The following is a 22,714-nucleotide window of genomic DNA, read 5'->3' as shown; positions in this document are numbered from 1 at the left end:
TTCAAGAGCCCGATCGACTACGAACGTGACTACCGGGCCACCCTTGCCGAGGGACTGGCCGCATAGATCGTCTCCACGCTGCGAGGGGATTGACATCTGCAGCATTTGCATGGGGCAGGCGGTGCAGGTGGCTGCACGGATAGCAAGCCGGCCCGGGTACCACCGGACCGCCCGCGGCCCTACCGGCCGACCCGCGGCCCTTCGCCGTCTCCGCCACCTTCCGAAGGCGCCGTTTGCGCGTGCGGGGGCGAGCGCCGAGCCTAAAGTGTTCCCATGACGGGGCTGGAGGCTGGGCTGTGGGGCTTGTTCGGCGGTTTCGCGGTCGAGGGACTCGACTTCGTGGACGCTGTGCGCCGCCTCCGACGGGTGCCGTGGCGGGCCTCGCCCGACGACCCGTTACCTGAAGCGGGTCCGTGGGCGTTCGCCGTGGCCGAGATCATCCGTCTGGTGGTGGGAGCCGGTCTGGCGTGGGCCGCAACCGACACCCATCAGGTTTCGGGTCCGCTCGGGGCGCTCGCCATCGGGGCGGCCGCGCCAATGGTGCTGGGCCAGCTCAGCCGGGCGCTGCCCCTGACGCTGCCGCCGGGCTACGGCCCACCTGCGGAGGCGCCTCGAAGCACATCGGGCGAGCGCCAGGCCGAGCGCGCTGACGGCGCGGCCGCCGCGGAGGCGACCGAGACGGGACGGAGGACCGAGTAGTGCGCGCGGACACCTTTCCCGGGCGGGTGCTCGGGGTTCTCTCCCGCCGCTCGCCGGCATTTCGGCCTCGGCCGGGCCAGCCGGCCACTGTGGCCGGGGCGTTGCGCTACTGGTTCCGTGCCTCCCGCCGAGTCTCCGCCCCCACGGGCATCGCCCGGGTCTCTCCCCCCGACCCCACGGGTATCGCCCGGACCGCCGCAAGCATGTACGCATGGGATCCGCTCGTGCGGATCGTAATGAGAGCCCGGGTCGACCGCCTGCACGAGGTCGTTGAGGTCGCCCGAGGCCGCGCCTACTCGGTGGCCGACTCGCTGGACCGCCTGTCACGGGTGCACTGGCAACTCTCCCGCATTGAGGCGTTCGGTGACGCCTTCAGAGCGGCGGAAGACTGCGCGTCGGCAGTCACCGAGGCCCGGGAGCGGGCGTTCGCCGTTGCCGTGGAGATCGAGGACGGCCTGGTCCGGCAGGACATTCATGCCTTCGCCGCGGCGATTGCAGAAGCGTTTGACGCGGCCACTTCGATGCATCGGGTGTCCACCTACCAGCGGGGACGCTACGTCAGTCCCACGGCTGTCGAGAAGGCCAGAGCTCAAGCTCTCTCTCTCAGTCAGGAGTTCGCCGCCGCGGCAGAAGCCCTCGCGGGGGTGCGCGACGACTTCCGGGGGGCCGCTTTGACGGACGCCGTCCTGGACGATCTGCCGTTGGCGGGTGTCACTTGGGACGTACGGACCTCGTGGCCCCTGAGCTGGGAGGACCGTATCCGGCGCGCCTCGGACAGGATCAGGCCGGGGGTCTACGTGGTGCGCGCGGATCCTCGCGAGGTGCCTGCCCCCAGCCATGCATAGTCCTGGCATCCTCGCCCCCCTCAGTGATGTCCTCGCGTTGCTCCGCGATGTCTATCCCAGCAGGCCGCTCCAGGGCGGGTTTGTGCGGCCCTCCCCGGGTCGTGCCGTCGTACTCAGGTGCGGGTGAAGTCCGGCTGGGTCAGATTGGCGACCCGGGTGGCCCGTCCGAGCAGGGCCACCTCGCGGAACTGCCACAGCAGGGCGCCGGTCGGGGCGTGGATCACCATGCCCCGTCGCAGCGGCATCTGCAGCAGCGGCCGGCCCTGCGGATCCGTCCGCCAGCGCGGAACATCCGGATCCGTCAACCGGCGCAGCGGGATCGGGTGCAGCGAGTGGACCTCGTCACGGTTGCGTTCCAGTCGTAGCGGAAGCCGCACCAGCACCACTACGGGTGTGATGACGAACCCCGAGTCGGTGACGAAGTCGTCCAGATGTCCGGCCACTTCGGTCGGGTCGGCGCAGATGCCGGTCTCTTCGGCGAGCTCGCGCAGCGCCGCCTGCTGCGGGGTCTCGGTGCCGTCGAGCCGGCCGCCGGGCAGCGCCCACTGGCCCGCGTTGCGGCCGCGGGCGACCCGTTTGATCAGCAGCACATGGGGTTCGCCGCGGTGCGGGTGGAGGGTGAGGCACACGCCCGCGCGACGGGCGTGCGGGGGTGGCGCCGCGATATGCCGGTGGAAGGCGGCGAGGTTGGCGCGGACCCGCTCCTCCAGCTGGTCCATCCCGCTTCCCTCCGGCTCGTTGGGATCAGGTACCGGCATGTTCCACCTCGCTCTTGGGCGCGAGGAGCTCGCGTTCGATGAAGTCCAGCAGGACGCTCCGCATCCGCTCGGGCGTCACCCCGGGCGCTCCGGTCAGTACCTGGATGGCCAGGCCGTCGGTGAGCGCGGTGAGGCCGAGCGCGAGCTGTTCGGCGTCGGTGTCGGCCCGGAACTGCCCCTGGCGCTGGCCCCGGCGCACGATGCGGACCACGGCCTCGCGCCAGCGGGCGTAGAAGTCGTTGTGGATGGAGCGCAGTTCGGGGCGCAGGGCGGTCTCGGCCCAGAACTGCAGCCAGACCAGCCATTCGTCCCGGACCCGGCCGCCGGCCGGAAGCTGCATGTCGATCAGCCGCAGCAACCGTGCGTGTGCGCTGTCCACGCTTCTCAGGTCGTCGCTCTGCCGCTCGAAGGCGCTCTCGACGCAGTGCAGCAGAGCGGCGTTGAGGACGTCCTGCTTGGTCGGGAAGTAGTAGTGCACGGCGCCGCTGCTGGTGCCGCAGGCGCGGGCGATGTCGGCGATCCGTACGGCGTGGTAGCCGTGTTGCGAGATCAGCCGCCAGGCGGCCTCGAGGAACTCGGTACGGCGCGCGTCGCCCGTCCGGTCCGGGTCGCCGGGCGTTGTCCCGAGCGGGCCGGCTCCCTGTTCGGCGGGGCCGGGGCCGACCCCGTGCACCAGCCAGTCGACGCTCACCCCTGCGGCCGCGGCGACGGCCGCCAGCTCGCCGGGTGTGAAGCGGCGGTGCCCTTTGAGGGACTTGGACAGTTTGGTCGGTTCGAGGTCGATCCGGGCCGCGAAGTCGCGGTGCGTCTCCGCGACCGCGTCGATGATCCGGCGTACGCGCTCGGCTGTCTCGTCCATGCTGTCGAACCGTAGCGCCTGCGTTGCCAAAATCGCAATGCAGCCGGTCGCGGCAGGGTGGCCCCCATCGCGACCGGGATTCATAAAAGTCCAGCTAGTACGACCTATTGACACTTCGCAAAGGGCGGGCTCACAGTGATGCCGACTTACCGACCAACGGATCAGTCAGTTGATTGCGATCTGGGTCGTAAACCCGCTGTGGGCCCCCGCTGGGGGCACGGAAAGAGAGCGCTGTGGGATCGACACCGCTGCGCCCGGACGTACACGACGGCAAGGTCGTGCTCGTCACGGGCGGAGGCACCGGCATCGGCCGGGCCGTGGCCATCGACTTCGCTTCCTGCGGGGCCCGCGTCGTGGTGTGCGGCCGCAGGCCCGCACCCCTTCAGAAGGTGGCTGCCGAGATCGAGGCCGCCGGCGGCACCTGCCTGGCCGTGCCCGCCGACATCCGTGCCGAGGGCGAGGTCGAGCGTGTCGTCGACACGGCCCTTGAGGCCTTCGGCCGCATCGACGTGCTCGTCAACAACGCGGGCGGCCAGTTCACCGCCCCCGCCGAGGAGATCACCCCCAAGGGCTGGCGCGCCGTGCACGACCTGGCCGTGGACGCCGGCTGGGCGATGACACGCGAGGTCGCCGTCCGCTCCATGATCCCCAACCGCTCCGGAGCCGTCTTCTTCATGGCGTTCTCCCCGCGCCGCGGCATTCCCGGCATGGTGCACGCCACCGCCGCCCGCGCCGCGCTGGAGAACCTCGCCGCCGGACTGTCGCTGGAGTGGAGCCGCTACGGCATCCGCACCGTCTGCGTCGCCCCCGGAACCATCGCAACCGAAGGGCTGGAAGCCGCGTACGACGAGGCGGATCGCCGTCGCTGGGAGCAGGCCGTGCCGCTCGGCCGGCTCGGCCGCCCCGAAGAAGTGTCCGGCCTTGTGTGCTTCCTCGCCTCGCCCGGCGGCTCGTACATCACCGGAACCACGATCACCGTCGACGGCGGTGTCGACGCCTGGGGCACCGGACACCCGGTCCCGGCACGGGAAACCGCGGACGCCCCCCACGGCGCGGAGGAGACCTGGTGACGATCCTGACCGATGCGACGGCCCCCGCCGTACGCGACCTGTCCGCGCTCTTCGACCCCTCCTCCGTCGCCGTCATCGGTGCCAGCAACGATGAGACCAAATACGGCAACTGGCTCAGCGTCCAGGCGCTGCGCGGCGAACACCGCCGCCCCGTCCACCTGGTCAACCGCCGCGGCGAACCCGTCCTCGGCCGCGCCGTCCACCGGCAGGCCGTCGACGCCCCCGGCGGCGTCGACCTGGCCGTCATCGCCGTGCCCGCCGCCGGCTTCGCCGACGCCGTCGAGGACGCCCTCGCCGCCGGAGCCCGCGCCATCGTCGGTATCACCGCCGGCTTCGCCGAACTCGGTCAGGAGGGCCGGGCACGCGAGGCCGCCCTCGCCAGGCGCATCCGCCGGGCCGGCGCCGTGCTGCTCGGCCCCAACTGCCTCGGCGTCCTCGACACCACCACCGAACTGCGGCTGGCCTCCAACGATATGCCTGCCGGAGGCATCGGCTTCGTCTCCCAGAGCGGCAACATGGCCCTGGAGCTCAGCCGCTTCCTCGAACGCGACCAACTCGGGTTCTCCCGCTTCGCCTCCCTCGGCAACCAGGCCGACCTCACGGCCGCCGACCTCGTGCGCAGCTACACCGAGCACGACGGCACCGAGCTGATCGCCCTGTACTGCGAAGACTTCGGCGACGGCCGCGCCTTCGCCCGGGCCGCCGCCGACGCCGTACGGGCGGGGAAGCCGGTCGCGCTGCTCACCGTCGGCGCCAGCCAGGCCTCCATGCGCGGGGCCCGCTCCCACACCGGCGCGCTCACCAGCGACTCCGCGGTGATCGACGCCGCCTGCCGGGCTGCCGGAGTCGACCGCGTCGCCACCGTCGCCGAACTCGCCCATTTGCTGGGCGCGCTGCACCGCAACCGGCGCGGCGGCGGACGCCGGGTCGCCGTCATCGCCGACGGCGGCGGCCACGCCTCGCTCGCCAGCGACGTCGCCGAGGCCCAGGGCCTGCAGGTCCCGGAGTTCGACGACGACCTCGTCGCCGGGCTGAAGGCCGAACTTCCCCCGTCCGCGGGCACCGCCAACCCGGTCGACCTCGCCGGGGCGGGGGAGCAGGACATCACCTCCTTCGGCCGCGTCCTCGACCTCGCCCTCGGCGCCGAATCGGTCGACTCCGTGCTGGTCACCGGCTACTTCGGCGGCTACGGCGGCTATGGCGAGGCTCTCGCCGAGGCCGAGGTCGCCACCGCCCGCGTGATGGCCGCGCGGATCCGCCACCACGGCAAGCCCGTCGCCGTCCACACCATGTACGCCGACGCGCCCGCCGCCGCCGAACTGCGCCGGCAGGGCGTCTGCGTCTTTGAGTCGGTGGAGCACGCGGCCCAGGTCCTGGGCCGGATCGCGGAGCGGGCCGATCGGATGGCCCCGCACGTACCGGCCGTGCCCGCCCCGGCGGCACCCGTCACCGCCGACGACTACTGGAGCGCACGCGAACTGCTGCGTCAGGGCGGGCTGGAGTTCCCTGCCGCCCACCTGGTCCGTACGCAGGACGAGGCCGCCGCGGCCGCCGCCCGGATCGAGGGGCCCGTCGTCCTGAAGGCCATGGGCTTGCTGCACAAGTCCGACGCCGGAGGCGTCGTGCTCGGCCTTGCCGACGAGGCGTCCGTCCGCGCCGCGCACGCCGACATGGCCCGCCGCCTCGACCCGCCCGGCTACTGCGTCGAGGCCATGGCCGACACTCGCGACGGCGTCGAACTTATCGTCGGCGTACGGCGCGATCCGCGCTTCGGTCCCGTGGCGCTCGTCGGCCTCGGCGGCATCTTCACCGAGGTGTTGCGCGACGTCCGCCTCGGCCTGGCACCCGTCACCGCCACCGACGCCCGCGCCCTGCTGGAACGCCTCACCGCCGCCCCGCTGCTGCACGGCGTGCGCGGTCGCCCCGCGGTCCACCTCGCTGCCGCGGCCCGCGCCATCGAGGCCATCACCAGCGTCGCGGCCGCCCACCCGGAGATCGCCGAGCTGGAGGTCAACCCTCTGCTCGTCACCCCGCGCGGCTGTACGGGCCTGGACGCCCGCATCGTCCTCGACGCCTGACACACCACGCACTCACGCACACATACACGTACTCACGCACTCGTAACTCACGCACCCAGCAGGGAGAAACGCAGATGGAATTCGCCTACACCCCGCGCCTGACCGAGCTCAAGGAACGCGCCGCCACGCTCGCCGACAAGATCATGATCCACGAGGACGCCTGCGAGGCGAACAACGGCCTGCCGCCCGAGGTGCTGCGCGGCATCCGCGACGAGGTGCTCGCCAGCGGACTGCAGGCCGTCAACATGCCCACCGAGTGGGGCGGCGCCGGACTGAGCATCCTGGAGCAGGTAGTCGTCCAAGAAGAGCTGGGCAAGCTCACCAACGCGCTGTGGGACACGGTGTGGCGGCCCGCCAACGCCCTGTCCGCCTGCACCCCCGCCCAGCGCGAGCGCTACCTCGTCCCCGACATCCTCGGACAGCGCCGTGACGCCGTCGCCATCACCGAGGCGGACGCCGGCTCCGACCCGCAGGGCATTGCCACCACCGCCACGCCGACCACCGACGGCTACCGCATCGACGGCGAGAAGTGGTTCGTCACGGTCGGCGACGCGGCCGACTTCTTCCTCGTCCTGGCGCTGGTCGGCGAGGACAAGGCACCCACCCTCTTCCTCGTCGACAAGGACCTGCCGGGCGTCCGCCTCAAGCGCGTCCCCCGCTACATGCACACCTTCGTCTACGAGCACCCCGAGTACGTCTTCGAGGGCGTCGAGGTCGGCAAGGACGCGGTGCTCGGCGAGATCGGCGGCGGCTACGACCTGACCCGCAGCTGGTTCACCGAGGAACGCCTGATGATCGGCGCCCGCACCGTCGGCGCCGCCGAACGTGCCCTCGCCCTGGCCACCGAGTGGGCCCGTGAACGCGTCCAGGGCGGACAGGCCCTCATCGAACGCCAGTTGATCCAGGGCATGCTCGCCGACTCGGCCGTCGACATCGCCGTCAACCGCGCATTCGTCCACCAGGTGGCCTGGGAGTTCGATCAGGGCGGCGACCGCAAGACGCTGCACGCCAAGGCGGCCATGGCCAAGCTGTCCGCATCCGAGGCGGCGGGCCGCGTCGCCGACCGGGCCGTGCAGATCTTCGGCGGCCGCGGCTACATGCGCGACTACCCCGTCGAGCGGCTATACCGCGAGCTGCGCGTGGACCGCATCTGGGAGGGCACCTCCGAGATCCAGCGCCTCGTCATCGCCAACGAGATCGGCAAGCGCGGCCTCGGCTTCCTGAACTTCCCCACCAACAAGGCCCCCCAGGCATGACGGGCGCCGGCAGCGTCGACATCCGGCGCAGCGGGGGCACCGCCGTGCTGACGCTGCGCCGCGAGGCCAAGCTCAACGCCCTGTCCACCCACCTCGAACGCGAACTGCTGCGCGCCCTGGACGACAAGGCGGTCACCACCGCGCGAGCCGTCGTCCTCACCGGCGGCGACAAGGTCTTCTCCGCCGGAGCCGACACCGGCGAACTGCGCGAAATGACCCCGGAGGCGATCGCCGCCTACTACCGCGACTCCGGCGCCGTCTACGAAAAGGTCGCCGCACTGGCGCAGCCCACCGTCGCCGCGATCGCCGGATACTGCCTCGGCGGAGGACTGGAACTCGCCCTCGCCGCCGACTTCCGCATCGCGGATGCGACCGCGACGTTCGGCCTGCCGGAGGTCGCAATCGGCATCCTCCCCAGCTCCGGCGGCACGTACCGCACGACCCGGATCGTCGGCCCGGCCCGCGCCCGCGAACTCGTCCTGCGCGGCCGCCGGCTCACGGCCGGCGAAGCCCTCGGCTGGGGCCTGCTCACCGAGGTCACCGACGACGGCGCGCACCTTAAGACCGCCCTGCGGCTCGCCGCGGAACTGGCCGCGCTGCCCCCGCTCGCCCTCGCCGTCACCAAGCGGGTCATCGACGTGGCGGCGGACTCCCCGCGCGAGGCCTCCCTGCTCCTGGAGCAGCTGGCGTACGCCTCCCTCAACCAGGCAACCCACCCACCAAACGAGGACCCGAGATGACCGTCACCTCGAACTCGACATCCGCCACGCCGACCACGCCCCCCGGCAGCCGCCCGGTCATCGAAACCCGCTCGATCGACTACGTGCCCCTGGCCGAGCGCCACGGCAAGGTGTGGCACCTGTTCCCGGTGTGGTTCGCCGGCGACGCGCACCTGGCCACCGTCGCCACCGGCGCCATCGGCGTGGCGCTCGGCGGCAACCTGATCTGGACGGCCATCGCCGTCGTCCTCGGCTCCGCCTTCGGCACCTTCTTCATGGCCTTCCACTCCACCCAGGGCCCGCAGCTCGGTCTGCCGCAAATGGTGCAGTCCCGCCCGCAGTTCGGGTACGTCGGCGCCCTCCTGGTGTGGATCACCGCGCTGGTGACGTACATCGGCTACACCGCGTTCAACCAGATCCTGGTGGGCCGCACCATGGAGCATCTGGCCGGGGTGCCCAACCCGGTCAGCTACATCGGCTACGCGGTGGTGGGCATCGTGCTGGCGGTAGTCGGCTACGACTTCATCCACCGGGCGTCGCGCTGGCTGACGTACCTCATGTTCGTGGCACTGATCGTGTTCTCCGTGGGCATCCTCGCGGTGAACCCCTTCAGCCCCGAACAGCTCGACTTGGGCACCTTCGCCCTCGCGCCCTTCCTGGTCCAGTTCTTCACGGCCGCGGTCTACCAGCTGTCCTGGTCGATCTACGTGTCGGACTACTCGCGCTATCTGCCGCCGACGGTGGGCGTGCGCTCCTCGTTCTGGTGGACCTACCTCGGCGCGACCATCGGCGGCGCCTGGATGATGCTCGTGGGCACCGTCGCCGCCGGGCTGTTCCCCAAGGCGGCCCTCGTCGAATCGGTCATCTCCGCCGGTGACGAGATCTTCCACGGGTTCGGCATGACCCTGCTGCTGGTGTCCGTGGTGCCGCTGATCACCATCGGCACACTCAACTTCTACGGCGGCAGTCTGACCCTGCTGTCCAGCATGGACTCGATCCGGCAGATCCGGCCCACCGTGGCCAAGCGGGTGGTCACGCTGGTCGTCATCGGCCTGCTGTCCACGGCGATCGCGTTCAGCTCGGACGAGACGTTCCTCGCGCAGTTCGAGCACTTCCTCGTCGTGCTCGGCTACCTCTTCACCCCGTGGACGGCGATCAACCTGGTCGACTTCTACGTCGTGCGCCGCGGCCACTACTCGATCCGCGAGATCTTCAACCCGCGGGGCATCTACGGACGGTGGAGCTGGCGCGGCCTCGTCTGCTACGTCGTCGGCTTCGCCTCGATGATGCCGTTCGCGGTCGTGGGCGACAGCATGGGCCCGCTGGCGAAATGGCTCGGCGGCCTGGACGTCACCATGATCGTCGGCCTGGTGGTCTCGGCGGGGCTGTACCTGCTGGTCTGCCGGTCGCTGGACCTGACGGCCGAGCGGGCCGTGGTCGCCACCGCCGACGAGGGACTGGACCCGGACGCGCCGGCCGGCACGTCCCCCTCAGCGCACTCCGGGTGAGCGCCGGGTGAGTACGGCCGTCCCCGTGCCGTTCGGTACGCCCATCCCGCAGGCGGAGCCCCACCGGGTGCGCCTGCGGGACGGCGTACGGCTGCACACCGAGGTCCACCTGCCCCCGTCGCCCACGCGGCGCCCACGGCTCCCGGCGGTGCTGATCCGCACCCCGTACGACAAGACGCACCCGGACACCCTGCTGCCGGACATCGCGGCCCGGCTGACCGAGGCCGGACTCGCCGTGGTGACGCAGGACGTCCGCGGCAAGATCCGCTCCGAGGGACGGCCGGTGCCCTTCACCGCGGAAGTCGCCGACGCCTGGGACACCCTGGACTGGATCACCGCCCAGCCCTGGTCCAACGGCACGGTGGGCTGCTGGGGCAACTCCTACTACGGCTTCACCGCCTGGGCCGCGGCCGCGTCCGGCCACCCGGCCGTACGAGCACTCGTGTCCCGTCTGACCACCACGGACATCGGCGCAGAACTCGTCCACCGAGGCGGGGTGTTCAGGCTCGGGCCCATGGTGGAGTGGCTGACGTCCACCTGGGCCGGCCGCGCCAATGTCCTGCCCGCCCCCGACTGGTCCCGGCGGCCGCTCGCCGAACTGCTCGACGCCCTGCCCGACACCGGCTCCCCGCTGCCGCCGGCCGAGTGGGCCACCGCACCGCCCGGCGACGCGCGCTGGCGGCAGCTGGCGTTCGGCGGCCGCGACCCAGGGCACGGACGCATACCCACCCTGCACTGCACGGGCTGGTACGACCTGTTCCAGCGCGGCCAACTACGCGACTGGCAGCGGGCCCGAAGCTCGGCGAACGCACCGCAGCACCTGCTCGCCGGCGCCACCGACCACCAGGACGACCTGTTCACCCCGAGCGGGCGCAGCCCCGACCACCTCACCGATCCGGCCGCGCGCAAGGCCATGCTGGACCGCTCACTCAGCCCGGCGACCGACTTCCTGCTGCGGCACCTCGCAGAGGGCGCAGCAGGGGCGTCGCTGCCCCCCGTCCGCTGGCAGAGCTCGAGCGGCACGTGGCATACGGCCAGGTGCTGGCCCCCGCCCGGAGCGGTCTGCGTCCGGCTCCACCTCGTCGACGCATCTGCCGCGGCCACCGGAGCGCAGGGCGGAGCGCTGTCCGCACGACCCGACACCCTGCCGAACACAGCGTGTTGGGACCACGACCCCGCGAACCTGGTACCGACCACCGACCTCAACTGGTGGCGCCCCCTGCTCGCGCTGCCGGACGAGCGGATGGTGGAGCGCAGGCCCGACGTCCTGACGTTCACCGGCCCCGCCTGCGACGACCCGCTGCAACTGGCCGGCCCGGTCCGGCTGGTGCTGCCGGTCACCTCCACCGCAGCCGTCAGCCACCTCGTCGTCAAGCTCTGCGAGGTGGCGCCCGACGGCACCAGCCGACGCATCCTCGAGGCGCCGTACCGGCTGACCGGCGCCCACGAGCGGCACCGGGTCCCCATCCAGCTCGGCGACACGGGACATCGTGTGCAACCGGGCCACCGGCTCCGCGTCCAGCTGGCCTCCAGCTGCTTCCCCCTCTACCTCCCGCACAGCGCAGGCACCGCGCACCCATGGCGGGCGCGCCGCCCCACCGGCAGCACCCAATGGCTGCTGACCGGCGGGCACGACGGCGCCCACCTGGAGCTCACCGTGCTCCCCAGGCCTACGTACTCCTGAAGGGACGAACAACCCTATGGACACCATCCGCCGTATCGGCGTCGTGGGCGCCGGACTGATGGGCTCCGGCATCGCCGAGATCTGCGCCAGGGCCGGGCTGGACGTTCTCGTCGCCGAGACCGGCCCCAACGCACTGGCCGCCGGGCGACGGCGCGTCGAACGGTCCCTCGCACGCGGCGTCAGCAGCAAAAAGCTATCGGACGCGGACCGCGAACGGGCGCTCACCCACGTGCGCTTCACCACCGACCTCGGCGAGTTCACCGACCGGGATCTGGTCGTCGAGGCCGCAGCCGAGACCGAACGGGTCAAGATCGACGTGTTCGCCACCCTCGACAAGGTCGTGCAGCGCGAGGACGCCGTCCTCGCCTCCAACACCTCCTCGATACCGATCGTGAAGCTCGCCATGGCCACGGCACGGCCCGAGCAGGTCGTCGGCATCCACTTCTTCAACCCGGTGCCGGTGCTCCCCCTGGTGGAACTCGTGCCGTCCCTGCTCACCGGCGAGCAGACGCAGCGGCGTGCGGAGCACTTCGTCACCGCCGTGCTGGGCAAACAGGTCATCCGTTCCACGGACCGCGCCGGCTTCGTGGTGAACGCGCTGCTCATCCCGTACCTGCTCTCCGCAGTCCGGATGCTGGAGTCCGGCTTCGCCTCCGCCGCGGACATCGACCAGGCCATGGTGCTCGGCTGCGCGCACCCGATGGGCCCGCTGGCGCTCGCCGACCTGATCGGGCTCGACACGACGAACGCGATCGCCGAGTCGATGTACGCCGAGTTCAAGGAACCGCTGTACTCGCCGCCTCCGCTGCTGCTGCGCATGGTCGAGGCCGGTCTGCTCGGCAAGAAGAGCGGCCGAGGCTTCCACGACTACGCGACCGCGTAGGCCTCAGCGGCGGCAGGCCGGCTCTGACAGCAGCGCCGGGTGGTCCGCGACCACCGTGCGGGAGCCTGGAGCGATCTCTCCCATCGCACGCTGCACGGGGCTGTCCCACTCCAGGGCCGGTCGCCGTACAACCATCAGGAAAGCCTTCCTTCCTGCAGTTTCCGCAGAAAGCGGGTCCAGGGTGAAACAGCCCGCCGCAGGGAATTCATGAAGCGGTGTGGGATCCGAACTGGCACGGGGGACCGCATGAGTGATCGGCGAGCGCGATGACAGTGCCCTCGTCGGCGTTGAGGCCGAGGCGGGAGTGCCCGGCCGGCGTATCAGGGCTTGGGTGTAACTGGGTGGAGACGATCGAGGCGACCAGGCCGAGCCCGACAGCGACTGAGCCCAGGAGCCCGGTGCCGGCTGTTACACCGTCGCAGGACGGGAGCCGACGGCCGGTCACTGCTGCTCCTTCACGTGGATCTCGGCCCAGACGCGTTTGCCCCATGGGAGGAGGTCGACGCCCCACCGGTCGGACAGTGTGTCGACCAGTACCAGGCCGCGGCCCCCGACGTCCTCGGGCGACGGCCTGCCGAGCGTGACCATACGGCGCTTTTTGTCGACCACGGCCAGGCGGACTCGCTCCGGGGCGGGGCGTTCAACGCGGACTCGGATGCTGTAGGAGCGGCCGTGACGTATGGCCTTGGTGACGAGTTCAGAGATCACCAGGACCGCCTTGTCGCTGGCCTCCTCATCGAACGCCCACAGGGCGCAGCTCTGACGGGTCAAGCGCCGCGCCTCGGCGGCGGTCTCCGGCACGGAGGGCATAGTGATGTTGTAGCCGGGGTGGACTGTCGGTCTTGGTTCGGCGCTCGCCATGGTCATCGTCAACGCCTCGGTCGGGGCGGCTGGGGCCCCGCCCGCTCGCCTCGGGGGAGAAACGTGCGGGCGGGGTGCCGTCAGGATGCGTATGCGGGCGCTCCTGGCGGCTGATAGCTAGTCAACGCGGTGGCAAGGGGGCGGGGAGACTCCAGAAGTTGACTCCAACTCGAAGTCACTCAAAGGAGGTTGGCCTAGCATCGACTCACCACCGCTCGGGGAGTCGCAGATGAGTCAGCAGTCATTACCGGATCCGCGCGCAATCGTGGCCGGGCTGCTCAGTGATGAGCGGCTGCTACGCGCCTGCGCCGAGCGCGACATGGGCACCGTCTTCCGGATGCTCAACACCCGGGGGATCAGCGCACGGCGGATCGCCGCCGCCGTCGACATCACGCAAGGTCGGCTCTACGACTACATGAACGGCAAGAGCCGGGTGGAGAAGCTGACCCTTTTCGAGCAGATCGCGGACGCCTTCCACATACCTGGTCATCTGCTGGGCCTGGCGCGCCGGCCGTGGGAGCCAGCACCGGTGGTGGCCGAGCACCAGCGGGCGTACCGTCCGGCACCCGATGGTGATGACCTGGTGGCTGTGGATCACTTCCGCAGCGCCGACCGGCAGGCCGGTGGCGGCAGGTTATACGGGGCGGTCGTACGGCATCTAACGGACCGGGTGGCACCCCGGCTCGTCGACGTCGACAGCGCGCCCCACGTGTTCGCCGCTGCAGCGGCCATGACCGAAATGGCCGGGTGGATGGCCCACGACTCCGGCCACGACGATCGCGCCGCCCAGCACTTCGCCCGCGCCCTCCCGCTGGCCCGCACATCCGGTGACCTCCCGCTGGCCGCCAACGTCACCGCGAGCAGCAGCCACCTGGCCCTCCAGAACGGGGACGCTTCGAGGGCCCTCGGCTGGGCCCGGACCGGGCTCGACCTTGCGGCGCAAGGGCCACGGATTCCCGCGCTGACGGCGCGACTGAACACCATGCAGGCGCGGGCCCTGGCCGTCGCGGCGCAGCGCGCCCCGGCCGAGGCCGCGCTGGACGCTGCCCGGCGCGACCTCGAAGGAGCAGCTGCCGCTGAACACCCCTGGCTGAGCCCGTTCGACGCCGCCGCTCTGGCCAGTGAATCGGCGATGATCCATCGCGACCTCGAACAGTACGACCAGGCGCTGACGTACGCCGAAAAGTCCCTGACGCTGCGCGAGGCGAGCCGGGCGCGGTCGCTGGCGTTGTCCCGGATCACCCTGGTCGACATCCACGTCCGCCGCGGTGACCTGGACGCCGCCGTGAGCGCCGGCCACCCTCTCCTCAGCACCAGCCCCACCCTGGGCTCTGTCAGGGTCCTGCAACAGCTCGACGAGATGCGCCGACTGCTGGCGGCGCATCGGTCGTACAGGCCGGTCCGGGAGTACCTGGCGCGGTTCGATGATGCACGCCGCGCCAGAATGCTCCTGCTGGCCGATCTGATCCCGCCGTCCCCGGGAGGCACCACCGCATGAGGCCCACCAAGGCACCTTCTCCTGCCGACCCCGACGCGTGGAACGCCTACCTCGCGGAGGGCAACGCCAAGCAAGCCCGCAAGCGCGTGGCCGCTGATGTGCTGCTACGGGACGAGGCCGGGCGCGTGCTCCTGGTCAATCCGAGTTACAAACCAGCATGGGACCTGCCCGGCGGGATGGCCGAGGCCAACGAGCCGCCGGAGGAGGCGGTACGCCGCGAGCTGATGGAAGAACTTGATCTCGGCATCGTTCTGCGGGGCCTGCTGGTGGTGGACTGGGTCGCCCCGCATGGCCCCTGGGACGACCAGATTGCCTTCGTCTTTGACGGCGGCGTGCTCGACCGGGACCAGGCCGACCAGCTCCGCCCGCGCGACGATGAGCTGTCCGAGGTTGCGTTCGTGACGCCGGACGAGGCCGGCGTTCGCCTCGTGGATCGAATGCGACGTCGGTTCGAGCAGGCTGTGCGCGCGCTGGAGACGGGACGGCCGTTGTACCTGCGGGACGGCGTACCCATGCTGTGATCGGCGACTTCGTTTTCAGTCCTTGGGCAGCGGCAGTGCTCGGTGGCCATGGCGCACAGCGCCTGGAGGACCTGGTCAGTGGTCAGTCTGCGCCGAGCGCAGCTGTGGGTGCGGGGCTGGCGTCGGTGTAGGTGAGCACGTCATGCCCGGACGAGGCACCTGGACAAGGGTGCGTGGATGGACCGGTGGATGACCCTCCCGTTCACCGAGCGGCACCCACGTGCGTTGAGGAAACTTCCCCCGTTGTGTTCCGGCCAGTTTTGTGTGCTGCGGTTTCTGGGTGTGCGTGGTGCGTGGCAGGGTGACACTTGGTGACTGTTGTTTCGGAAGGGCGATTATGTGACGGCGCCGCTGCGGCTGGCTCGGATGCACCGTGTTCTGATCGGCGTGGTCGTGACCGGCGCTGTGATCATCGCTGGTATCGGCTTCACTGGCTCGTACGCGGCCGTCCGCGAGTTGGCGGTGAGGAAGGGCTTCGGAAGTTTCTCCTACGTCTTCCCGATCGGCATCGACGCTGGCATCTGTGTCCTCCTGGCCATGGACCTGCTGCTGACCTGGATCCGCATCCCCTTCCCGCTGCTGCGGCAGACGGCCTGGCTCCTGACGGCCGCCACCATCGCATTCAACGGGGCGGCGGCCTGGCCCGACCCGCTGGGCGTGGGCATGCACGCGGTGATCCCGGTCCTGTTCGTCGTCGCGGTCGAGGCCGCCCGGCACGCGATCGGCCGGATCGCCGACATCACCGCCGACAAGCACATGGAAGGTGTCCGCCTCACCCGCTGGCTCCTCTCGCCGATCCCCACGTTCCTGCTCTGGCGCCGCATGAAGCTGTGGGAGCTGCGCTCCTACGAGCAGGTCATCAAACTCGAACAGGAACGCCTCGTCTACCAGGCCAGCCTCCGCTCCCGTTTCGGCCGCGCCTGGCGCCGCAAGGCCCCGGTGGAGTCACTGATGCCGCTCCGCCTCGCCCGCTACGGCGTCCCCTTGGCCGAGACGGCCCCGGCCGGCCTTGCTGCCGCGGGCATTGACGACCTTCCGATTCAGTTCACCGTCGAGCGGACCCCGGTTCCGGCTCAGCGGCAGAGCCCCGAGCTCGAGGCCGCCGTCGACCAGGAGAAGGAACTGGCGCCGGTGCGCGGCACGCAGCCCCAGCCGGTGGGGCAGCCGCGAACCGCACCCCCGGAGCCGTCGCACGACCTCGTGGACGAAGGGAACGCCCAACACCTCGCCAACGCCTACCAGGACTGGATCGCCGCCTTCGGAGTCGAACCCACAAGCGCGCAGTTCGCTTTGTGGCTCCAGGACCAGTACGGCATCGCCACCGCAGCCGGCGGGCCACTGTCCGACGAGCAGCTCGAACCCCTGCTGCAGCTCCTCAAGCAGCGCCATACCCCCGCAGCTGAGAGCGGGAGCGAGCCCCAAGACACGAGCGACGCCGACGACGGATGGGGTGACTACTTCTACAACGCCTGGCTCGCGTACGCGCAGGAGCGCGGGGCGTACCCCGATGCCGCCGCACTCGCGGCGTACGTCTACGAGCGCGACCAGATCATCGGCGGCAACGGCCAGCCCATCACCGGCGCAGACCTGGAGTACTTCGTCTCCACCTTCCGCCAGCGCGAGTTCGACGAGACGGAGCCGCCCGCCGACGAGCAAACCACCGAGCGCGCTACACAGGCGCCCTCCGATGACCTCCTCCCAAAGGAGACCGAGCCTGAGGCGACACCGGCGGATGCGGGCGCGTACCCAGCCAATGGGATGCGCATTGCCAGGGTGAGCGCCCCCATCGGCGAGCAACTGGGCGATGGCGACGCGGCCGGCGAGCCCGCCGCGCTGACCACCGTGGACCGCTACTACCTGGCCTGGACCGAGTATCAGACCGAGCACGGCGAGGAGCCCAAGGCCGAGCAACTGTCCGACTTCCTTGCTAGCAAGAAGGGCATGACCGGCCGTGGCGGAAAGCCGGTCAGCCCGTCGACCCTGCGCCGCTACCTCTTGCCTTTTCGTGTCTACAACCTCTGGTCTGAACAGCGGGTGCGCAACGAAGCCCCGTCGCTCGACGCCATTGCGCAGGAGTGCGCAGCCCACGGGATCACCGCACAGCACAACAAGCCTCTCACCGCCGACTACGTCGCCGAACAGGCCGTCGACTTCGAGCGGCGCTGGCAGGCACTGAGCCGCCACCAAGCGCAGGCACAGCAGTAAGAACCCGCGGCCTGTTCGTCACTGCGGACCAGCAACTTGCTCAGTGCCAACAGTTGCGCGATCAAGAGAAAGTGCAGGTCATCCTGGCGTTGCGCAGCCGCGATACCCATTGCGCGATCAGGGTGCACAGCGTCTGCGCACTGCGCACCCGCCACCGATGCGGCCCTGGACGTTCCCCGCACGGGGCCATACGCGCACCATGCGGCCCTGCGCACCCACCGCTACAAGGCCTTGCGTGCAGGGTCCGCGTTTCCGTGCGCACTGGTTCCTGCGAGCAGGCCAGAATCCAGGCTGGGCGAGTAGTGGCCGTGTTGGTCGATCATGAGCAATGGGGCTATCGGATCTCGTTCCCGAGTTCGCGGGCATGCTGGCACCAACTGGGTGGTGGCCTTGCTGAAGATCCCAGTGCCGCGTCTCCCGGCCTGGGCGAGGGGTGGACGGTGCCCGTGGCCGCGTGGGCCCCGCTCCCAAGGCCCTGGCCGTGCCTTCGGGCGAGAGTCGATTCGGCCCAGCCGGGTCGATGCCGTACAGTTCACCGTGCCGACGCGGGGTGGAGCAGCTCGGTAGCTCGCTGGGCTCATAACCCAGAGGTCGCAGGTTCAAATCCTGTCCCCGCTACTCACACGTGAAGGTCCGGATCCGCCGGGCCCTCACTGCGTTTGGGCCCGCTCGACCCCGATCCTCAGGCGACCGGGGCTCCCGGGATAAGAAGGCGTCAATCTCCGGGAGCAACGAACCCAGGTGTTCTGCCGCCGCGGCGATCGCCTCTCCGGCGCCAGGGGGTCGTTGAGTCAGTGCTCACAAAACCGCGGATGTGTTCGGACAGTGCTCATGATCAGGCGGGATTGCTCACGAAATCGCGGACCCTGCCTTGCGCACCGCCGTGCCCGAGCCGTTGAGGAGCTCGTTGATGAGCTGAGTAGTCTCCATTTCCAGCGAGCAGTCCAAACCCCGGTTGATCTGCTGCACGCGCGTGATCGCGGTATGCAGCCCCGAGCGGTTCCCGCGCGCAGCCTCAAGACGCATCCAATCCCGATAGAGGAGCTCCGCCGTAGGGTCGGCGTCGAGGCCGGTGGTGACGGCGTGGCGGGCGGCGTTGAGGTCGTGGTGGGGGCTGCGACTTCTCATCTCGATGTCACCAGCAGTTCTCATCTGGATGCTGCGAGTCTCTGCTGGTCAGACCGCAGAAACGGTGACATCGATTGAGAAATGCTGGTGACATTGCATGAGAATCTCCAGCGCAGTGAAATGAGAAATCCATAGGGATGACTCTCTGACCTGTACTTATGTGCCCAGGTCGCAGCCTGGGTTGAAGCCGGGAGGCGTGTGACGGATCCCCACGCGTGTGGGGGAAGACCCGAGCTGCGGCGCGAGGAGCGAGGCCACGAGGGCAGACCCCCACGCGTGTGGGGAAGACGAGTACAACTCGCGCAACGACCTGGCGAACATGGATAGACCCCCACGTGTGTGGGGAGGGCCGCGCATCGCCCACTTGGCCGCCGACATGGACCCCCACAAGTGTGGGGAGTACAGATGCGACGTGAGCTTCGCCCAGGTCCGGAAGGGCAGACCCCCACGCATGCGGGGAAGAGCTTGCTCCGAGCGTTCGCTGCGACTGGACCCGCGACAGACCCCCACGCGTGTGGGGAAGACGAAAAGGCCGCCGAGGTTGGCGAGGGCTGGCCGGACAGACCCCCACGCGTGTGGGGAAGACTCCGTGGTCCGGGACGAACGGCGGTTTCTGGGCGACAGACCCCCACGCGTGCGGGGAAGACCCTTCGTGACCTGTGGGTTTGAAGATCAGCGGGCTGTCTTTTGCTTACTTTACACGCTTTGGCTGAACTGGTGACGGCCGGTGCTTGGCTGTGGTGACGGTGCGGCCCGCACCAGGGCAGAAGTCCACCGCAGTTGGCCGAGCGGCTGCGCCGGGCAGACCCCCACGTGTGGGGAGGCAAAGGTCCCGAGCGGCCCGCGATGACCAGCAGAAAGACCTCTCGAGGAGCGAGGAACGAGTGAAGACTCAGGCTGCAGGTCGCACCCTCCCGCTCCCGGGGACGCTCACGGCAGGCATGATCGCCATGAGGCATGATGGGACCTCAATAGCCCTGATAGCAGGGGGAGTTGGTGATCAGAGGGGGCGGTCGGTGGGAGTGCGGGAGGATGCCCGGTTCAGCGGGATCGATCTGACACCTTGGGGGAAGTTCGACCGCGGGCAGCTCGCGGTGTATCCGCTTCTGTTCCATCTGCTGGACGTCGCGGCAGTCGCCGGTGAGGTCTTCGACCGGTATCTGACCCACGGCCAGCGCCGATTGATCGCAGCCGGGCTGGGCGTGATGCCTGCGGAGGCGCGCTGTTTGGTGATGTTCATCGCCGGGCTGCACGATTTGGGCAAGCTGTCCGCGTTCCAGGAACAGGAGAAGCATCCCTGGGCACGGGTGAGCGACAACCTGCGGGCGGACACCGGCAATTGGCGGCGTATGCCGCATGAGCGGGCGTCCATGCACTGTGTGCTGCAGCTGCTGGCGGAGGCCGGCTACCCGGTGGACACCTCCGACAGCCCTGGGGTGCTGGTGGCGCAGATCTTGGGCGGGCACCACGGCCGGTTCCTTCAGATCGACATCGACGGCGCGGCCAAGGCCTCCCGGGTCAACCTCACGCTGGGCGGGCCCGCTTGGCAGGACCTGCGCCGCCGCTACTTCGCCCTGGTGCGCCATCTGACCGGCGCCACCATGGTGCCGACTGATGTGTCGGTGCAGGCGGCCGTGCTGATCACTGGAGTGGGCATCATCGCGGACCGGCTGGCCAGCCAGCGTCACTACTGGCTGCCCAAGGCCCAGGCGCCCGCCTTCGGTGCTGGCGAGCACTACGCGCAGGCCGTCCGGGACGCCCCCGGCCTGCTCGAGCAGTCCGGTCTGACCCGCATCATCCTGCCGCCCGTACCCTTCACCCGCGCGCACGGTGGACTGGCCGCCCCGAACGACCTGCAGGCCTCGGTGATGGAGCAACTCGCCCCGGTGGTGGGGGAGAAGGGGCCTGGGATTCTGGTGGTCACCGATGCCACCGGCGGCGGCAAGACCGTCACCGCCCTGGAAGCCGCGCGGATCTTCAACGCCAGCGGTGACACGGCCGGCATCCTGTGGCTGCTGCCGACCATGGCCACCACCAACGCCGCCTACGACACCCTCGAGGCCTACGTGGCCGCCCACCGGCCCGAGCACGCTCCGGTCTCCCTGGTCCACAGCCACAGCTACGACAACACCGCCTACAGCGACCACCGTCTCGCCGCCCACGAGCCGTCGACCAGCGACGCCTTCTGGCCCGGCGAACACGACGCCGACACGGCGCCGGGGGAGCGGCCGGAGGAACGGGTGACCGTCCCGGACGGCTGGCTGCGCGGCTGGGACCGGGCTCTGCTGGCCCAGTTCACCGTCGCCACCCACGACCAGGCCCTCATGGCCGCGCTGCCGGTCCGCTTCAGCGCCCTGCGCATGCTGGCCCTGTCCGGGCGGACCGTCATCATCGACGAAGTCCACGCCCTGCCCGCATTCATGCGGCAGACGCTGGGGCGACTGCTGCACTGGCTGGGCGCCCTGGGCTGCCCCGTGGTCCTGCTGTCCGCGACCCTGCCCAGGCAGGTGAGCAGCGAACTCATCCGCAGCTACCTCGACGGCGCCGGCCACCCGCACCCCGAAACCGCCCACCTGGACTGTCATCCCCCCTATCCCGGCTGGCTCTACGCCGCAGCCTCGGACGCCTCCCTGACCCGCATCGACCCTGCCGCGGCCGCCGCCCACGCCGCCCGCAACCGCCGCCGCGCCGACATCCGCCTTCACCCGGTGCGCCACTCCTCCTGCACCGATCCCGACGACGCCCCGGCCCGGGAGACCCGCCTGGAGCGCATCACCCAGGAGATCGCACCCGTCGCCGCATCCGGCGGCTGCGCGGCCGTCTACTGCGCCACCGTGGCCGACGCCCAGGCCACCTACGACCACCTGCACACGGCCCTGAACTGGCCGGACGGCGGCCCCGGCAGCCAGCTGCTCCTGCTGCACGCCCGCCTGCCCGGCCACCAGGGCGAAGCCCTCACCCGCCGTATCCGCACCGCCCTGTCCCGCACCGGCGAGCGCCCCAAGCGCCTGGTGGTCGTCACCACCAGCCTGCTGGACATGAGCCTCGACATCGACGTCGACATCATGGTTAGCGACCTCGCCGCCCTGCACACCCTCCTGCAACGCCTGGGCCGGCTCTGGCGCTTCGACCACATCAAGCGGCCCGCCTGGATGCGCCATCAGGACCGCCCCCGCCTGAGCGTCCTTGAGCCCACCGACCACCGCGGCCACCTCCTGCTGCCGCCCGCATGGCGAGGTCTGGACTCCCCGTTCCTGCCGCGCGCCACCGCCCACTATCTCGAGCACCGGCCCGATGGCCCGCTCACTCTGCCCGACGACGTGCAGCACCTGGTGGAGAGCGTGCACGGCGATGCCGAGGAACTCGCCTGCGCCGATGCCGCCCTGCAGCGCAGCCACAGCCTCCATCAGGCCCGGCAGCGCACCGAGGAACACCACAGCGCCCTGCACACCGTCCCGGCCTGCCACGACACTCTTTCGCTGTCCGACCTGCACCGCCAGAACCTGCACGCCAGCCAGGCCGCCACCCGCCTGGGCGTCATGCCCCGCCGCCTCCTGCCCGTCTACCGCACTCCCAGCGGCCGCCTCACACTGGACGCCGCCGGCACCCAGCCGCTGCCCCGGGACCGGAAACCGACTACCGCGCAGACCCGCAGGATCCTCCAGCACACCCTGCCCGTGCCCGCCGCCTGGGTCGCCGAGCGCAGCCGGCGCAACCAGGTCCCCGACTCCTGGCGTACGCACACTCTCCTCGCCGACCTCCTCCTGCTGCCGCAGGATGCTGAAGACCCTGAACGTCGGGTGCGTTTCGGGCGCCACAGTCTTCGCCTCGACGCCATCTTGGGGCTGGTCCACACCGGGGCGTGAGCCGCCTTCGCCCGCATGCCTGCGGCTGCCGTCCCTTCCTGCCCCTTTAAAGTGCGCGGTGGCAGCTGATCGCAGAGCGCATCGGGCTGGTGCGACGGCCAGGAGAGCACTATCGCGCGGGTGGCCGCCCGGTGCGTCTCGCGAGTCCGGCACCCTTCCACCATTCCGACAGAGGTCCGGGCAGGCCCGAACACCTTGGAGACGGTGGCGCGCCGCACTTCTGTGCTCTCGCGACGGTCTGGGACCTCCGTTCGGGCGGCAGCAGAAAAGACGGAT

General features: G+C 70.4%; 16 protein-coding genes, 1 tRNA gene and 2 pseudogenes. 14 read left to right on the top strand and 5 right to left on the bottom strand.

Annotated features, from left to right (window positions below):
- Positions 1-273: 273 nt before the first annotated feature.
- Both ABZ823_RS23850 and ABZ823_RS23845 read left to right on the top strand, forming a co-directional pair.
- Positions 274-699, top strand: coding sequence for a hypothetical protein (locus ABZ823_RS23850; protein WP_361663873.1), 426 nt, complete (start codon positions 274-276; stop codon positions 697-699).
- 203 nt (positions 700-902) lie between these two features.
- Positions 903-1,544 carry a hypothetical protein gene (locus ABZ823_RS23845; RefSeq protein WP_361663870.1) on the top strand — a complete coding sequence of 214 codons (642 nt, stop codon included), beginning with the start codon at positions 903-905 and terminating at the stop codon, positions 1,542-1,544.
- Positions 1,545-1,657: 113 nt separating this feature from the next.
- Here ABZ823_RS23845 and ABZ823_RS23840 read toward each other — a convergent pair whose 3' ends face one another.
- Complete coding sequence (locus tag ABZ823_RS23840; protein ID WP_361663867.1) at positions 1,658-2,263, bottom strand: CoA pyrophosphatase; 606 nt, start codon at positions 2,261-2,263, stop codon at positions 1,658-1,660.
- A gap of 25 nt (positions 2,264-2,288) precedes the next feature.
- A complete protein-coding gene (locus ABZ823_RS23835) occupies positions 2,289-3,161 on the bottom strand; it encodes a TetR family transcriptional regulator C-terminal domain-containing protein (RefSeq protein WP_361663864.1) in 873 nt (290 codons plus the stop codon).
- Between the two features lie 233 nt (positions 3,162-3,394).
- On the opposite strand from ABZ823_RS23835, the gene ABZ823_RS23830 reads away from it, so the two are divergent.
- The 7 genes from ABZ823_RS23830 (at position 3,395) to ABZ823_RS23800 (ending at position 12,359) form a co-directional block, all read left to right on the top strand.
- Positions 3,395-4,231, top strand: a complete 837-nt coding sequence (locus ABZ823_RS23830) for an SDR family oxidoreductase (protein WP_361663861.1) — start codon at positions 3,395-3,397, stop codon at positions 4,229-4,231.
- On the top strand, positions 4,228-6,309 hold the full coding sequence (locus ABZ823_RS23825; RefSeq protein WP_361663859.1) for an acetate--CoA ligase family protein: 2,082 nt from the start codon (positions 4,228-4,230) through the stop codon (positions 6,307-6,309). The genes ABZ823_RS23830 and ABZ823_RS23825 overlap by 4 nt, the downstream gene beginning before the upstream one ends.
- Positions 6,310-6,383: 74 nt before the next feature.
- A complete protein-coding gene (locus tag ABZ823_RS23820; protein WP_361663856.1) occupies positions 6,384-7,565 on the top strand; it encodes an acyl-CoA dehydrogenase family protein in 1,182 nt (393 codons plus the stop codon).
- Positions 7,562-8,305 (top strand): enoyl-CoA hydratase/isomerase family protein, encoded by a 744-nt coding sequence (locus tag ABZ823_RS23815; protein WP_361663853.1) that lies wholly within the window; start codon positions 7,562-7,564, stop codon positions 8,303-8,305. The genes ABZ823_RS23820 and ABZ823_RS23815 overlap by 4 nt, the downstream gene beginning before the upstream one ends.
- Positions 8,302-9,792: a cytosine permease gene (locus ABZ823_RS23810; RefSeq protein ID WP_361663850.1), complete on the top strand. Its 1,491-nt coding sequence runs from the start codon at positions 8,302-8,304 to the stop codon at positions 9,790-9,792. Before ABZ823_RS23815 ends, ABZ823_RS23810 begins: the two co-directional genes overlap by 4 nt.
- A 7-nt stretch (positions 9,793-9,799) precedes the next feature.
- The gene (locus ABZ823_RS23805; RefSeq protein WP_361663847.1) at positions 9,800-11,476 is read left to right on the top strand and encodes a CocE/NonD family hydrolase; all 1,677 of its coding nucleotides are present in this window, start codon (positions 9,800-9,802) and stop codon (positions 11,474-11,476) included.
- 16 nt (positions 11,477-11,492) lie between these two features.
- On the top strand, positions 11,493-12,359 hold the full coding sequence (locus tag ABZ823_RS23800; RefSeq protein ID WP_361663844.1) for a 3-hydroxybutyryl-CoA dehydrogenase: 867 nt from the start codon (positions 11,493-11,495) through the stop codon (positions 12,357-12,359).
- A 3-nt stretch (positions 12,360-12,362) separates the two neighbouring features.
- Here the strand turns inward: ABZ823_RS23800 and ABZ823_RS23795 are convergent, their stop codons facing one another.
- Together ABZ823_RS23795 and ABZ823_RS23790 are read right to left on the bottom strand one after the other, a co-directional pair.
- Positions 12,363-12,494 (bottom strand): hypothetical protein, encoded by a 132-nt coding sequence (locus ABZ823_RS23795; protein WP_361663841.1) that lies wholly within the window; start codon positions 12,492-12,494, stop codon positions 12,363-12,365.
- 306 nt (positions 12,495-12,800) lie between these two features.
- On the bottom strand, positions 12,801-13,226 hold the full coding sequence (locus tag ABZ823_RS23790; RefSeq protein WP_361663838.1) for an ATP-binding protein: 426 nt from the start codon (positions 13,224-13,226) through the stop codon (positions 12,801-12,803).
- 223 nt (positions 13,227-13,449) lie between these two features.
- On the opposite strand from ABZ823_RS23790, the gene ABZ823_RS23785 reads away from it, so the two are divergent.
- The 4 genes and pseudogenes from ABZ823_RS23785 to ABZ823_RS23770 all read left to right on the top strand — a co-directional run bounded on the left by ABZ823_RS23785 (position 13,450) and on the right by ABZ823_RS23770 (position 18,062).
- On the top strand, positions 13,450-14,718 hold the full coding sequence (locus ABZ823_RS23785; RefSeq protein WP_361663835.1) for a helix-turn-helix transcriptional regulator: 1,269 nt from the start codon (positions 13,450-13,452) through the stop codon (positions 14,716-14,718).
- Complete coding sequence (locus ABZ823_RS23780; protein ID WP_361663832.1) at positions 14,715-15,239, top strand: NUDIX hydrolase; 525 nt, start codon at positions 14,715-14,717, stop codon at positions 15,237-15,239. Before ABZ823_RS23785 ends, ABZ823_RS23780 begins: the two co-directional genes overlap by 4 nt.
- 339 nt (positions 15,240-15,578) lie before the next feature.
- Positions 15,579-16,268: pseudogene (locus tag ABZ823_RS23775) on the top strand (DUF2637 domain-containing protein); the annotation flags it as partial.
- A 1,720-nt stretch (positions 16,269-17,988) separates the two neighbouring features.
- Positions 17,989-18,062 (top strand) — tRNA-Met (locus ABZ823_RS23770).
- A 231-nt stretch (positions 18,063-18,293) separates the two neighbouring features.
- On the opposite strand, the pseudogene ABZ823_RS23765 reads toward ABZ823_RS23770, so the two are convergent.
- Positions 18,294-18,557, bottom strand: a pseudogene (locus tag ABZ823_RS23765) (hypothetical protein); the annotation flags it as partial.
- Between the two features lie 1,031 nt (positions 18,558-19,588).
- On the opposite strand from ABZ823_RS23765, the gene cas3 reads away from it, so the two are divergent.
- A complete protein-coding gene (gene cas3, locus ABZ823_RS23760; protein WP_361663829.1) occupies positions 19,589-22,438 on the top strand; it encodes a CRISPR-associated helicase Cas3' in 2,850 nt (949 codons plus the stop codon).
- The last annotated feature ends 276 nt before the right edge of the window (positions 22,439-22,714 follow it).

This window comes from Streptomyces sp. NPDC047079 (genome assembly GCF_040643755.1).
Taxonomy (GTDB): domain Bacteria; phylum Actinomycetota; class Actinomycetes; order Streptomycetales; family Streptomycetaceae; genus Streptomyces.
The sequence above is the reverse complement of the archived record's forward strand: the minus strand, read 5'-3'. Positions and strand labels throughout refer to the sequence as shown.